We start from the raw sequence: 13,050 nt of genomic DNA, 5'->3' as shown, positions 1-13,050 counted from the left end.
CAATTAATCTATTTATCGCTTCTCTAACTGGAGTCCTACTTACCCCTAATTCTTCTGCTATCTTCTCTTCCCAAATTCTTTCTCCTGGCTTAATTTCATTATTTATTAGCTTTTTTTTAACTTCGTGATAAACATACTCTTTTAATCCTGAAAATTTCATATTAACCCACCTCATCAACTTTTCACTTTAAAACTATAATTATTATACAATATGTTTTTTGTTTTACAACACTCCCTTTTTATGAATTGTAATTTCAAAAAATTTCTAGTTAGGTATAAATTTTATTGTAAATGTATTGTTATATTTTAATACTATAATTATAGCATAAAAGAGTTTGAAATGCTTTACAATAGTACATTCAAACTCTTTTATGCTTATAATTTCTAAAATTAATTTTAAATAACTCTAAAAAAGTTAATAAATAATAGATTATTCTTTATGAAAAAATTTTTATATTTATTAAACTATCATGTATTTTTTCGAATATTAATCCTGCTATAAACCAAACTGGAGCATAATCTAAACGAATAAATCCGTTCACTGATAATCCATTTCCAGTATAATCCCAAGGACAAAATCCTATTAATTTTTGCAAAGTCCAACCAGTTATATATTCAATTAAAAATATTAAAAATATATAAACACCTCCTCGGATAATAACTGGCCAACTTCGTATTTTATCATGAATAGGTTCAAGAAAAACTGCTAGTCCATAAATTGGAAACATCCATATATATGTTCCGGCCTCTAAAGATATATTTCCATTTAATAAGGAACATAAACCAGTCCAAATTATTTCCATACACCATCCGCATAATCCATAAAAAATAAATCTTTTCCTCATAAGATTATTTTTTACAATAAACATTATAAATATTTATAATTCATTGTTTCCAATTTTTATCTTCTTTTTTTTAATTCTTTACAAATATCTTCCCATTTTACACCTGTTTCAACCATTACCACCATTAAATGATATAAAAGATCTGACATTTCATAAACTATCTCTTCTTTATTATTATTTTTTGAAGCTATAATTACTTCCGCAGATTCTTCTCCTACTTTTTTCAACATTTTATCTATACCTTTATCAAAAAGATAATTAGTATAAGACCCTTCCTTTGGATTATTTTTTCTATCTACTATTACATTATAGATTTCTTGTAATATTTCAAAATTATTATCCAAAATATTTTCCTCCTTTTCTTTTAATTCATTTCCTTCTAAATAACGATAAAAGCAAGAATAGTGTCCTGTATGACATGCCCCTTCTATTTGCTCTACTTTAATTAATATAGTATCTAAATCACAATCAAATGAAATTTCCTTAACTATTTGAAAATGTCCAGAAGTTTCTCCTTTAAGCCATAGTTTTTGTCGACTTCTACTATAGTAATGAGCCTTACCTGTTTCTATAGTCTTCTGTATGGCTTCTTTATTCATATAGGCTACCATCAACACTTCTTTTGTATTTATATCTTGAGCAACTGCTGGTATTAATCCTTTAGAATCAAACTTTAATTTATTTATGAAATCCATTTATATCCTCCACTTTCATTTTTATTAAATTCTCACAGATATACCTTTTTGTTTTAAATAATTTTTTAAATCTTTTATTTCCATTTCTTTAAAATGAAATAAGGAAGCTGCCAAAGCGGCGTCTGCTCCTCCCTCTGTTAAAGCTTCATAAAAATGTTCTTTACTTCCTGCTCCTCCAGAGGCAATCACAGGAATAGAAACTGACTGTGAAATTGCTTTGGTAAGTTCAATGTCGTATCCTGATTTAGTCCCATCACAATCCATACTAGTTAAAAGAATTTCTCCAGCCCCTCTCTTTTCTGCTTCTATAGCCCACTCTATAGCATCTTTTTTTGTATTTACACGTCCACCATTTAAATATACTTCCCAACCATCATTATTTTCTCTTTTTTTAGCATCAATAGCTACAACAACACATTGATTTCCAAAACGTTCTGCAGCTTCTGTAATAAGTTCAGGTCTTTTTAAAGCTGCAGAATTTACGGAAATTTTATCTGCTCCCGCACTAAGTATTTTTCTAAAATCTTCAATGCTTCTAATTCCTCCTCCTACTGTAAGAGGAATAAATACTCTTTCTGCTGTTCTTCTAACAACATCTATCATAATATCCCTGTTATCTGAAGAAGCTGTAATATCTAAAAATACAATTTCATCAGCCATTGCTTCATTATATGCAGACGCAATTTCAACAGGGTCTCCTGCATCTACTAAATTAACAAAATTAACTCCTTTTACTACTCTTCCATTGTTTACATCTAAACAAGGAATAATTCTTTTTGTATGCATACTATCACTCCTATTATTGAAAAGCTTTTATAGCCTCTTTTAAATCTATACTTCCTTGATAAAGGGCTTTTCCTATAATAACACCTTCCACTCCAATATTGCTTACTTTTTCCAAATCTGACATAGTTGCTACTCCTCCAGAAGCTATTATATCTAATCCTGTAGATTCTATAAGTTCTTTTGTAGATTCTACATTTACTCCAGATAACATACCATCTTTAGCAATATCCGTATAAATAATAGTTTTAACACCCATATCTTTCATTCTAAGACATAATTCTATGGCAGATATATCACTTAATTTTTCCCAACCTTCTACTGCTACTTTACCATTTTTAGCATCTATCCCTACAACTATTTTATCTTCTCCAAAAGTTTTAACTGCTTCTTTTACTAAATTGGGATTTTTAACTGCCGCTGTTCCTATTATTACCCTCTCTACCCCTAAGGAAAGTCTATCTTCTATGGATTTAATATTTCTTATTCCACCACCTGTTTGTACAGGAATGTTTACAGCCCCTATGATTTCCTTTATTACATTTTTATTTACTTCTTCTCCTAATAAAGCTCCATCTAAATCTACTAGATGAATAAATTTAGCTCCTGATTCTTCCCATTTTTTTGCTATTTTTACTGGATTCTTTTCATAAACTGTTACTTTATCAAAACGTCCTTGAGAAAGTCTTACGCACTTTCCTCCCTTTATATCAATTGCTGGATAAATCCTCATTTTAAAGCCCTCCAAAGTTTTTTAGTATTTTTAGTCCAATATCTCCACTTTTTTCTGGATGAAATTGAGTTACATATATATTATCTTTTTGTGCTGCTACTTGTATTTCTTTGCCATAAAAAGTAGTTGCTGATACAATAGGTTCACTAGTTTCTAAATAATATGAATGAACAAAATATACATAAGGTTCTTCAGGAAGTCCTTCAAATAAAGGAGATTTCTTTTTAACTGTTAAGGAATTCCATCCTATATGTGGAACTTTAACATTATCAGGAAGTTTTACTATATCTCCTTTTAGTAATCCAAGTCCTTCATACTCTCCGTATTCATAACTTTTATCAAATGCTAATTGCATTCCAAGACAAATTCCTAAAAATGGTTTTCCATTTTCTACTGCTTTATATATTTCTTTATCTAATTTTTTAGTTCTTATAGTTTTTATGGCATCTCTAAAAGCACCAACTCCTGGAAGTACAATTTTTTCAGCTTGATCGATTTCTTCTTTCTTATCTGTAACAATAGCTTCATATCCTAAGAATTCAAAAGCTTTTTGAACACTTCTAAGATTTCCCATTCCATAATCAATTATTGCAATACTCATATTTTCCCCCTTATCTATACTTCTAAAATACCTTTAGTAGAAAGTACTCCTTCTATTCTAGAATCTATTTGAGTAGCTTCATCTAAAGCTTTCCCAAAAGCTTTAAACATAGCTTCTATAATATGATGATTGTTTTTGCCACTCAAAACTTTTATATGCATATTAATTCCTCCATGAATACATAAGGCTCTAAAAAACTCTTCTACCATTTCTGTATCCATTCCTCCAACCTTTTCTACTGTGAATTCTGCATCAAATCCTAAATAAGGACGACCTGATATATCTATTGCACATAATACTAAAGCCTCTTCCATAGGTAAAATTATAGAACCATAACGTTTTATTCCTTTTTTATCTCCTAATGCTTTATTTATACATTGTCCTAAAACTATACCAACATCTTCTATAGTGTGATGACAATCTACTTCTAAGTCTCCTTTAGCTTCTAAATTTAAATCTATAAATCCATGTTTAGATATATGAGTTAACATATGATCAAAAAAACCTATCCCTGTCTTTATATTTGATAATCCTCTGCCATATAAATTAATAGACATTTTAATATCTGTTTCTTTTGTTTTTCTATGGATTTGGGCTTTTTTTTCAATCATTTTACTTTCTCCTTTATAAAACTTTTATATTCTTTAAATATACATGTTAATTATTTTAATATTTCTTTAATAGCATTAATTAATATTTTATTTTGTTCTTTTGTCCCTACAGTAATCCTAATAAGTATTGTCTTAGAATTTTTAGGAAAAGAACGAACGAATATTTCTTTTTCTTCTAATTTTTTTACAAGATTTAATTTGTTTGTTTCTATTAATATAAAGTTAGCTTCTGAATTAAATACTTTTATATTTGGTAAACTTTTTAGTTCTTCTAACAAATATTCTCTTTCTTTTTTTAAATAGCTTATTCTATCTTTATAAATTTTATAATCTTGCAATACCCATGTTGCTATTTTTTGGGAAATAGTATTTAAATTATATGGAGGCTTAGTTAAATAAATTGCATCTATTATTTCTTTATTCCCTACCCCATAACCTACTCTAAGTCCAGCCAATCCATAAGCCTTTGAAAAAGTTCTAAATACTACAATATTAGGATACTCCTTAATAAAAGGTATCATAGTACTACTTGTGAATTCTCCATAAGCTTCATCTATTAATATAGGACATTTTACATTCTCTGCAATTTTTTTAATTTCTTCTTCAAAAAGCACATTTCCTGTAGGATTATTAGGAGTACATAGTATTAGTATTTTAGCATTATTTTCTTTACATGATTTTATAATATTTTCTATTGGATAGCTATAATCTGAATTTAATTCTACTTGAATTGGAACTCCATGGTTTAAAACCACTGTTGAACTATACATACTAAAAGATGGGGTAGGCATAACTACTTTATCTCCTGGCTCAATAAATACCTTCATCATACAATCTATAAGTTGGTCTGAACCTACTCCACAAATTACATTATCTATACTTACATTCCAAAATGAAGCTAAAGTTTTCCTTAATTCTGTCGAATCTGTATCAGGATAACGATTTATATTTTCTTCATTTTCAATCCACTCTATTAATTTCTTTTTTACATTTTCACTTAAAGTAAAGGGACTTTCATTAGCATCAAGTTTAATTTTTTGTTGTATGAAATCTGCATGATATGGTTTAAAATCCCTTAATTCTTTTCTAATATAATTTTTAATCATTGTTAAATCTCACCCTCACAGCATTAGCATGAGCTGTTAGTCTTTCAGCTTCTGCAAATGTAATTATATCTTCGCTTAATTCTTTTAAAGCATCTTCTGGGAAAAATATCACACTGGATTTTTTCATAAAATCATCCACATTTAAAGGTGAAAAAAACTTAGCTGTTCCACTAGTTGGTAGAACATGATTAGGACCTGCCATATAATCTCCAAGGGGTTCTGGAGAATAATGGCCTAGAAATATTGCTCCTGCATTTTTTATTTTAGGTAAAAGTGTTAAAGCTTCTTTAGTACAAATTTCTAGATGTTCTGGAGCAATTTTATTACTTATTTCTATAGCCTCTTCTATATTATTTACAATAATTATAGCACCAAAATCTTTTAAAGATTTTTTTATTATTTCTTTTCTTGAAAGTTTTTCTGTTTGAGATATTAATTCATTCTTTACAGCATAAGCTAATTCTTCACTAGTTGTCACTAAAATCGCCGAAGCTAATTCATCATGTTCTGCTTGAGATAATAAATCTGCAGCTACAAAAGTAGGATTTGCACTTTTATCTGCTAAAACAAGGATTTCACTAGGACCTGCTATAGAATCAATACTTACATGCCCAAAAACTGTTTTTTTAGCTAAAGTTACAAAAATATTCCCTGGTCCAACTATTTTATCTACTTTAGGAATCGTTTCTGTTCCAAAAGCTAAAGCTGCAATAGCTTGTGCCCCTCCTACTTTATAAATTTCTGTTACTCCTGCTATTTTAGCAGCCACTAATACTCCAGGATTAACTCTTCCATCTTTTTGTGGCGGCGTTACCATTACAATTTTTTTAACCCCAGCCACCTTAGCTGGTATTACATTCATAAGAACTGAAGATGGATAAGCAGCTTTCCCTCCAGGAACATATACACCAGCACTTTCCATAGGTCTTGTCATTTGTCCTAAAATAGTCCCTTTATCATCTGGAGTAATCCAACTATTTCTTTTTTGTTTTTCATGAAAATTTCTAATTCTATCTGCAGCTTTTTGTATAATCTCTATTAGATTTGTATCTAGTTCTTTATAAGCTTTTTTTATCTCTTCTTCTGTAACCTTAAGTTCTTTACTAGTAAGATTTACTTTATCAAATTTACTTGTATACTCTAATAATGCCTTATCTTTTTTACATCTTACATTTTCTATAATATCATCTACTATTTCTTGTACTTCATTAAAATTCAATTGAGAACGTTTATATAAAGCATTTATTAACTCTATAGCTTCATATTTTTTATTATTTATTACTTGAATCATAAATTCACCTCTATTCTCTATAATACTTTTTTTACCTTTTCAATTAAATCTGTAATTCTATCATACTCCATTTTCATACTAACCCTATTTACAACCATTCTAGCTGATATAGGACAAATTTCTTCTAATACTACTAATCCATTTTCTTTTAAAGTACTTCCTGTTTCTACAATATCTACTATTACTTCAGCTAATCCTACAATAGGTGCTAATTCTACTGAACCATTTAATTTAATAATTTCTACTGTTTGTTGTTTTTTATGATAAAAATAATCTCTAGCTATATTAGGATATTTTGTAGCTACTCTTAAATCTTGACCACTATTTAATTTATATTTCATTTCTTTAGGTCCCGCTACTGTCATACGACATTTTCCAAAACCTAAATTAAGAACTTCGTATAAATTTCTTTTTTCTTCTAAAAGGGTATCTTTTCCCACTACTCCTATATCTGCTGCTCCATATTCTACATAGGTAGGAACGTCACTAGCTTTAGCGAGAAAAAATTTTAATTTTAAATCTTCATTAGTAAAAATCAATTTTCTTGTTTTTTCTTTCATTTCATTACAGCTAAAACCTACACTTTCAAATAACTCCATAGTCTTTTCTGCTAGTCTCCCTTTTGCTAGGGCAAAGGTTAAATATCTCATTTTATTCCTCCCCACTGGCATTCTTAAGTAATTCATCTACAGTTGTTTTTATGGTTTCATTGTCAATTAAATTAATTAACTGAACATGTTGTTCATCCTCAAAATATAAAATTCCTCCAATGTTTTTTGAAAGAGCATATTTTTTATTTTCTTCTAAACTCCCATTAATCAAACTATTTTCAATGTACATTCCTTGCCTTCTTAATTCATCACCGGTCATCAAAGCTTGCCTTCTACCTTTTTCTTCATATACTAATAAAGTATCTACCTTCCAAATAGGTATTTCTATCTTTTGTCTATTTATAGCACTTATAAGATGGTCTATCATTATTCCTACCCCTACTGCTGGACAATCTTTGCCGAATTTTTTAAGTAATCCGTCATATCTTCCTCCATCTAAAATAGAAAAACCTATTCCATGAGTATATCCCCTAAAAATAATTCCCGTATAATAATTAAGTCGATTTACCATTCCAAGATCAAAGGAAATATATTTTTCTACTCCATAATCACACAATATATTATAAACTTTTTCTAATTTTATAAGTGCTTTCTTAGCTCTAGGATTATCTGTTAATTTTTTTGTTTTTTCTATAATATCAATTGATCCACATAATTTAGGTAAGTCTAAAAATATTTGCTTTAAATTTGTTTCTAAATCAAACTGTTCTATTAGCTCTTCTACTCCAATAAAATCTTTACTATCTATTAATTGCCTTAAATTTTCTCCTTCTTCTTCATTAAGTCCTGCTTCTTGAACTATTCCTTTAAAAAATTCCACCTGCCCCAAATCAATCTGAAATTCTTTAAGTCCTGCCGCAACTAAACTATTAATAGCTAAAGCAATTACCTCCGCATCTGCTTCATCAGAATTAATTCCTAAAAGTTCCACTCCTGCTTGGGTAAATTCTCTTGTCTTCCCTTTATAACTTTCATTATAACGAAAAGCATTCCCCATGTAACAAAGTCGAAGTGGTTTTATTTCATCCTTTAAAGCAGTGGATCCCACTCTAGCAATGGGAGGGGTCATATCTGGCCTAAGAGCAAGTATATCTCCTTCTCCATCAAAAAATTTATACATACTGTTTTGATGAATATCTCCACTTTTAAATACATCATAATATTCAAACATAGGAGTCTGTACATTGTAAAAACCATATCTATGAAAAACTGATTCTATTCTTCTTTCTATTTCTATTTTCTTAGTACATTCTTCTGGAAGTAAATCCCTTACCCCCTCAGGAGTATGAAGCCTATAATTTTTCAAAATAATCCTCCTTTATTTTTCTTTATCGTTGTAAAGTTGTAAATTAATGAATTGTTATAATTATATAAAGAAAAAATTATTTTGTCAATTTAAAAAAATTAAGGAACAACCTTAATTACTTTAAGGTCATTCCTTATATTAACATTAATTTATCAAATTATCCTTGGGATAAAAAAGCTTTTATTTTATCTATAACCATGGAAATAGCTACATTATTAAATCCCCCTTCAGGGATTATAATATCTGCATTTTTCTTGCTTGGTTCAACAAATTCTTCATGCATAGGTTTTACAGTAGTAAGATATTGATTTATTACTGAATCTAAATCCCTTCCCCTATCTTTTACATCCCTTAAAATTCTTCTAATAAGTCTTACATCTGCATCTGTATCTACAAATATCTTTATATCCATTAATTCCAATAAATCTTTATTTTCAAAAATTAATATTCCTTCAACTATAATTACTTTTGCAGGTTTTACTTCTTCTGTTTCATCTAATCTTGTATGTTTAATGAATGAGTATACTGGTCTTTTAATACTTTCTCCTTTTTTCAATTTTTTTATATGAGATATCATAAGCTCAGTATCAAAGGCATTAGGATGATCATAATTTAATTTTTTTCTTTCTTCCAAAGATAAATCATCGTTAGATTTATAATAATAATCATGACTAATAGTAGCTACTTCATTATCAAATTCTTGCTTTAAGCAATTTACTAAGGTAGTTTTGCCAGAACCTGTTCCCCCAGCTACTCCAATTACTATTACATTTTTCATAATGTACTCTCCTTATAGTTTAAATTTACATATCTATATTCTTACAATCTTAAGAGGCGGTTTTTGTCCCGCCTCTTAAGATTATATAAATCATCTGTTCCATATATATTATATAAGAAATCCTTTGTTTATAAAAGAAGTTTTTACCTCTATGAATTAAATTTATTTAATCACACATAATAACAAAAGAGTTAATATTTCTAATAAATTTTTAAATAAATATATTCTTTAATAAAAAGGATGTGAAAAAATGAAAAAAAATATTGGAATTTGTGATGCTTATATTAGATTATTTTTAGGATTTATGATATTTGGAATAGGAATTATAAAAAGATCAAAATGCACTATAGCTATGGGAAGTATGAAAATTGCTGAAGGTATTACTAGATTTTGTCCAATGCTTTATATATTAAATCTTTGTACCCATGAAGAAAATTTAATATCCCATTGTTTTCATAAAAAGAAAATATACTAAGTAAAAATGCGCTTTTATGGTATTTATACCACATATAAGCGCATTTTAATTTTATAAATATTTTTATTTTATCTTTATTATTTTTTTCTTCTCAATTATAAGATTAAGGTTATTATCCTGTTGTAAAACTTTTAAAGGATAGTATATATTCCCATCTATTATAGTATTATTTTCTTCATTTATAAACAAATCTTTTTCGTTCCATTCATATTCTAATACATTTTTAGAAATGAAGAATTCCTCATTTCTTTCATATATAGGATAGTAACTAGAAATCCATTGATTTTTAATATCATATATATTCTGAATATCAATTGTATCAATAAAATATTCGTTATTTAAAACACTTTTATAAGAATCTATTAATTCTTTATGACTAGTTATTCTAAAATTATCATGTCCTTGACCTTCTGGAGCAGCCTCAATATTATTAAAATCCATATAATTAATCGCTTTAATTTGAGGATAATTATTTTTTATGTTATTGTAAAAGTACGAAATCTTATCTGATGCTTCATCAATATAATATCTATGACCTTTTTTAGAATAATGAGATATGCCTAATTGTGAAATCATAATAGGCTTTTTACTTTGAAAATAATAATATATAAAATCTATATCTTCAAATATATCCTCAGAATTATTTATTGTATCATAAACATTTATTCCTATCCAATCAACTGCTTCATCTCCTGGATAATAGATTAAACTATCTTTTGTATTATCAAGATTAATACTCCACACAAAAGCTACATTAGGAGCATATTTTTTGAATATATTTCTTGCCTTTTTAAAAAATTCTTTATATTCACGGGGATCTCTATATTGTTGTGGATTAGGATAAAATTGGACAAACATAGGAATAAAATACTGTCCAAATTCTTTTGCTGTTTTTTCTAATAAAAAATCTTGGTAAGGATATTCTTTACTAGGAGCTTGCAAAATGATATTGGGAGTTTTGATCCTGGAAGTACATTCTAAAATCCAATTAATAGGGAAAACACTCCCTAACTTAATATTTCTTAAATAAATACCATGACTAACACCTGTTGTCTTCTCAAATAAATCAATATCAAAATTTATATCCGGATTAGATAAAATATAAGCTCCTATATAACATCCTTCAACAGGTTCATATAAACCTAATTCCCTTGGAATATTTATAAATAATTTATAATCAGTTTTTTTATATTCGTCTTCACTTTTTAATATTTTATTAGATAATATAGTTTCTTTTATATCATTATTTTCATTGCTATTTAATATACTACACCCAGTAATAATTAAACACAAAAAGGTAAACATATAAATTTTTTTTAGCTTCACAAAAATCCCTTCCTTTATATGTTACCTTTTCCATTTTTATTATCATTTATTCATTTTATAATTATTTTTAATATTTAAATATGTATTTAAAGCTTCTAAATAGTGAATATATGCCCCTTGTTTACTAAAAATTTCTAATTCTTTTGGGAAAACATCATAAGGAATAGATTTTCTTCCCCCATTTTTTGCTTGATACCAATACTTTTTTAATATATTAAAAGGCAACATAAAATATTGATTATGCTCAATAAAACTAACTAAAAGAAATGCTATTCCATCTTGTCTTTGAAAATCTTCCATAAAACAAATTTGATGTTCATGAATATTTTGGATAGGCAAACTTTTTCTTGTAGTTTCTTTGGCATCAAAACACACAGGAATACCTTGAACTACTCCTATATAATCTACTGTGCTTTTTTGATCAAAATAGGCTAAAGTAATAGTTCTATTTTCTTGGTTTATTTTAACTGGTTTAATAGGTGTAGGAATTTTTTGAATTATAGCTAAACCTTTTGATCTATAAATTTCATTAGTATAATTAATAAGTTCTTCTAAAGTACTTCCCCTAAGACCTCTAGTATTCCAATATGCCATACCTATCCCCACTTTCTTTTTTATTATATTATCACAAAACTATAATTTCTTCATTGAGTATTTTTATAAAATATATTATACTTTAATAATGTGAGGGGGAATATGTAATGATATCCATAAAATGGTTCAATAAAATTTATGAATTTTTTAAAGAAATATTTAGATATTTATCCATGCCCTTAGAAGAACAAGCTGTTTATTTAGAAAATAAAAAAAAATATAGACTTGCTAGAAGAAAATATATATATTTAAATAATTTTGAAAAGGTTATACATATAAGTCGTATTCTTCAAGACTATAAATCTGTATTTATTTATCAAGTAAAAAATAACCAAATATACGAAGCTATGCAAACAGCAGAATTATATGAATTATATGAATTAGGTGCTCCTTTATGTGAAAAACAAGGTGCTTTAATTAAAGCTGCTAATATGTATGCTCATTTTAATCCTATAAAAGCTGCTTCATTATATAAACAAGCACATCTTTGGAATAAGGCAGCTAAATGTTATTTAAAAGAAAAACAATGGATTAGAGCATTAGATTGTATTGAACAAATATCTTCTAAAGAAGAAAAAAAGAAACTTTACGATAATATAGAAAAATTAGGTAACGAATTGTATGTAAATAAAAATTATGAAGAAGCTATTAAACTTTATCTTAGAATTAATTCTTTTGAAAAAGCTTTAAAAATTTCAGAAGAAATAGGAGATCAAAAAACTTCCTTTATTCTTTATGAAAAATTAGCTCAAGAAGCTTTAAATAATAAAAACATAGAAAAAGCTGCAAAATTTTTTGAAATTGTAAATCCTTCTAAAGCTTTTACACTTTATTTACAAAATCAAGATATTGATAATGCAGTTCGTATATTAATATCCCAAAAAAAATATGAGGAAGCTATTCATCTTTGTCTAAAAAATGAATATGAAGAAAAAGCATTAAAAATTGCACAAGAACATAAATTATACGATTTTTTATTATCTTATTTCAAAGAAAAAAAGAATTATACAAAAATATCTTGGATTTATGAGCAATTAAAAGACTTTAACGAAGCTATAGAATACTTTAAACAAGAAAATAAATTAGATTTTGTTGCTAATTTTGCAAAAAAACTTCCTCATCCTTCTGATACAGCTAATATCTTAAAAGATATAAAATATTATGAACAAGCAGCCCAATACTATCTTTTAGATGATAATGTTAAAAAATGTAGAGAATGTTTAAAATTAGCCGGGAAAACTGAAAAAGAAATTGAAAAATATTTATTTATTAAAAATTATCCTGCATAAATTATT

The 13,050-nt window shown here is 27.3% G+C and carries 15 protein-coding genes and 1 pseudogene; 2 read left to right on the top strand and 14 right to left on the bottom strand.

What is annotated here, in order from left to right:
- The 12 genes and pseudogenes from OM90_RS13480 to udk all read right to left on the bottom strand — a co-directional run.
- Positions 1-160, bottom strand: a 160-nt coding sequence (locus OM90_RS13480; protein WP_144428524.1) for a GntR family transcriptional regulator, incomplete at its 3' end; no start/stop codon positions are given.
- Between the two features lie 277 nt (positions 161-437).
- Positions 438-845: a putative ABC transporter permease gene (locus tag OM90_RS01410; protein WP_058485334.1), complete on the bottom strand. Its 408-nt coding sequence runs from the start codon at positions 843-845 to the stop codon at positions 438-440.
- Between the two features lie 56 nt (positions 846-901).
- Positions 902-1,474 (bottom strand): annotated as a pseudogene (gene hisIE / locus OM90_RS01405) (bifunctional phosphoribosyl-AMP cyclohydrolase/phosphoribosyl-ATP diphosphatase HisIE); the annotation flags it as partial.
- A 90-nt stretch (positions 1,475-1,564) separates the two neighbouring features.
- Positions 1,565-2,326: an imidazole glycerol phosphate synthase subunit HisF gene (hisF, locus tag OM90_RS01400; RefSeq protein ID WP_058485100.1), complete on the bottom strand. Its 762-nt coding sequence runs from the start codon at positions 2,324-2,326 to the stop codon at positions 1,565-1,567.
- A 13-nt stretch (positions 2,327-2,339) separates the two neighbouring features.
- Positions 2,340-3,056 (bottom strand): 1-(5-phosphoribosyl)-5-[(5-phosphoribosylamino)methylideneamino]imidazole-4-carboxamide isomerase, encoded by a 717-nt coding sequence (gene hisA, locus OM90_RS01395; protein ID WP_058485099.1) that lies wholly within the window; start codon positions 3,054-3,056, stop codon positions 2,340-2,342.
- 1 nt (position 3,057) lies between these two features.
- On the bottom strand, positions 3,058-3,657 hold the full coding sequence (gene hisH / locus OM90_RS01390; RefSeq protein WP_058485098.1) for an imidazole glycerol phosphate synthase subunit HisH: 600 nt from the start codon (positions 3,655-3,657) through the stop codon (positions 3,058-3,060).
- Between the two features lie 14 nt (positions 3,658-3,671).
- Positions 3,672-4,268, bottom strand: coding sequence for an imidazoleglycerol-phosphate dehydratase HisB (gene hisB / locus OM90_RS01385; protein ID WP_058485097.1), 597 nt, complete (start codon positions 4,266-4,268; stop codon positions 3,672-3,674).
- A 50-nt stretch (positions 4,269-4,318) separates the two neighbouring features.
- A complete protein-coding gene (gene hisC / locus OM90_RS01380) occupies positions 4,319-5,374 on the bottom strand; it encodes a histidinol-phosphate transaminase (protein WP_058485096.1) in 1,056 nt (351 codons plus the stop codon).
- Complete coding sequence (gene hisD, locus OM90_RS01375) at positions 5,367-6,662, bottom strand: histidinol dehydrogenase (RefSeq protein ID WP_408605906.1); 1,296 nt, start codon at positions 6,660-6,662, stop codon at positions 5,367-5,369. Before hisD ends, hisC begins: the two co-directional genes overlap by 8 nt.
- A gap of 20 nt (positions 6,663-6,682) precedes the next feature.
- The gene (gene hisG, locus OM90_RS01370) at positions 6,683-7,315 is read right to left on the bottom strand and encodes an ATP phosphoribosyltransferase (RefSeq protein ID WP_058485094.1); all 633 of its coding nucleotides are present in this window, start codon (positions 7,313-7,315) and stop codon (positions 6,683-6,685) included.
- Position 7,316: 1 nt separating this feature from the next.
- Positions 7,317-8,582, bottom strand: coding sequence for an ATP phosphoribosyltransferase regulatory subunit (gene hisZ / locus OM90_RS01365; protein WP_058485093.1), 1,266 nt, complete (start codon positions 8,580-8,582; stop codon positions 7,317-7,319).
- Positions 8,583-8,739: 157 nt separating this feature from the next.
- Entirely contained in the window at positions 8,740-9,360 is a 621-nt protein-coding gene (udk, locus tag OM90_RS01360) for a uridine kinase (RefSeq protein ID WP_058485092.1), read from the bottom strand.
- A 250-nt stretch (positions 9,361-9,610) separates the two neighbouring features.
- Between udk and OM90_RS01355 the strand changes: the two genes are divergently transcribed.
- Positions 9,611-9,835: a YgaP family membrane protein gene (locus OM90_RS01355; protein WP_058485091.1), complete on the top strand. Its 225-nt coding sequence runs from the start codon at positions 9,611-9,613 to the stop codon at positions 9,833-9,835.
- Positions 9,836-9,898: 63 nt separating this feature from the next.
- Here the strand turns inward: OM90_RS01355 and OM90_RS01350 are convergent, their stop codons facing one another.
- Both OM90_RS01350 and OM90_RS01345 read right to left on the bottom strand, forming a co-directional pair.
- The gene (locus OM90_RS01350) at positions 9,899-11,161 is read right to left on the bottom strand and encodes a glycosyl hydrolase (RefSeq protein WP_058485090.1); all 1,263 of its coding nucleotides are present in this window, start codon (positions 11,159-11,161) and stop codon (positions 9,899-9,901) included.
- A gap of 42 nt (positions 11,162-11,203) precedes the next feature.
- Positions 11,204-11,755, bottom strand: coding sequence for a Holliday junction resolvase RecU (locus OM90_RS01345; protein WP_058485089.1), 552 nt, complete (start codon positions 11,753-11,755; stop codon positions 11,204-11,206).
- A 107-nt stretch (positions 11,756-11,862) separates the two neighbouring features.
- Here OM90_RS01345 and OM90_RS01340 point away from each other — a divergent pair, with 107 nt between their 5' ends.
- On the top strand, positions 11,863-13,044 hold the full coding sequence (locus tag OM90_RS01340; protein WP_058485088.1) for a soluble NSF attachment family protein: 1,182 nt from the start codon (positions 11,863-11,865) through the stop codon (positions 13,042-13,044).
- Positions 13,045-13,050 lie beyond the last annotated feature (6 nt).

Source organism: Defluviitalea phaphyphila, from assembly GCF_001466305.1.
Taxonomy (GTDB): domain Bacteria; phylum Bacillota; class Clostridia; order Lachnospirales; family Defluviitaleaceae; genus Defluviitalea_A; species Defluviitalea_A phaphyphila.
The sequence above is the reverse complement of the archived record's forward strand: the minus strand, read 5'-3'. Positions and strand labels throughout refer to the sequence as shown.

What these genes read in the sequence shown, in the direction of transcription:
- hisH (WP_058485098.1), bottom strand. Translation starts at nt 3,657, where the DNA reads ATGAGTATTGCAATAATTGATTATGGAATGGGAAATCTTAGAAGTGTT.
- hisC (WP_058485096.1), bottom strand. Translation starts at nt 5,374, where the DNA reads ATGATTAAAAATTATATTAGAAAAGAATTAAGGGATTTTAAACCATAT.
- hisA (WP_058485099.1), bottom strand. Translation starts at nt 3,056, where the DNA reads ATGAGGATTTATCCAGCAATTGATATAAAGGGAGGAAAGTGCGTAAGA.
- OM90_RS01355 (WP_058485091.1), top strand. Translation starts at nt 9,611, where the DNA reads ATGAAAAAAAATATTGGAATTTGTGATGCTTATATTAGATTATTTTTA.
- OM90_RS01410 (WP_058485334.1), bottom strand. Translation starts at nt 845, where the DNA reads ATGAGGAAAAGATTTATTTTTTATGGATTATGCGGATGGTGTATGGAA.
- udk (WP_058485092.1), bottom strand. Translation starts at nt 9,360, where the DNA reads ATGAAAAATGTAATAGTAATTGGAGTAGCTGGGGGAACAGGTTCTGGC.
- hisF (WP_058485100.1), bottom strand. Translation starts at nt 2,326, where the DNA reads ATGCATACAAAAAGAATTATTCCTTGTTTAGATGTAAACAATGGAAGA.
- OM90_RS01340 (WP_058485088.1), top strand. Translation starts at nt 11,863, where the DNA reads ATGATATCCATAAAATGGTTCAATAAAATTTATGAATTTTTTAAAGAA.
- hisB (WP_058485097.1), bottom strand. Translation starts at nt 4,268, where the DNA reads ATGATTGAAAAAAAAGCCCAAATCCATAGAAAAACAAAAGAAACAGAT.
- hisG (WP_058485094.1), bottom strand. Translation starts at nt 7,315, where the DNA reads ATGAGATATTTAACCTTTGCCCTAGCAAAAGGGAGACTAGCAGAAAAG.
- OM90_RS01345 (WP_058485089.1), bottom strand. Translation starts at nt 11,755, where the DNA reads ATGGCATATTGGAATACTAGAGGTCTTAGGGGAAGTACTTTAGAAGAA.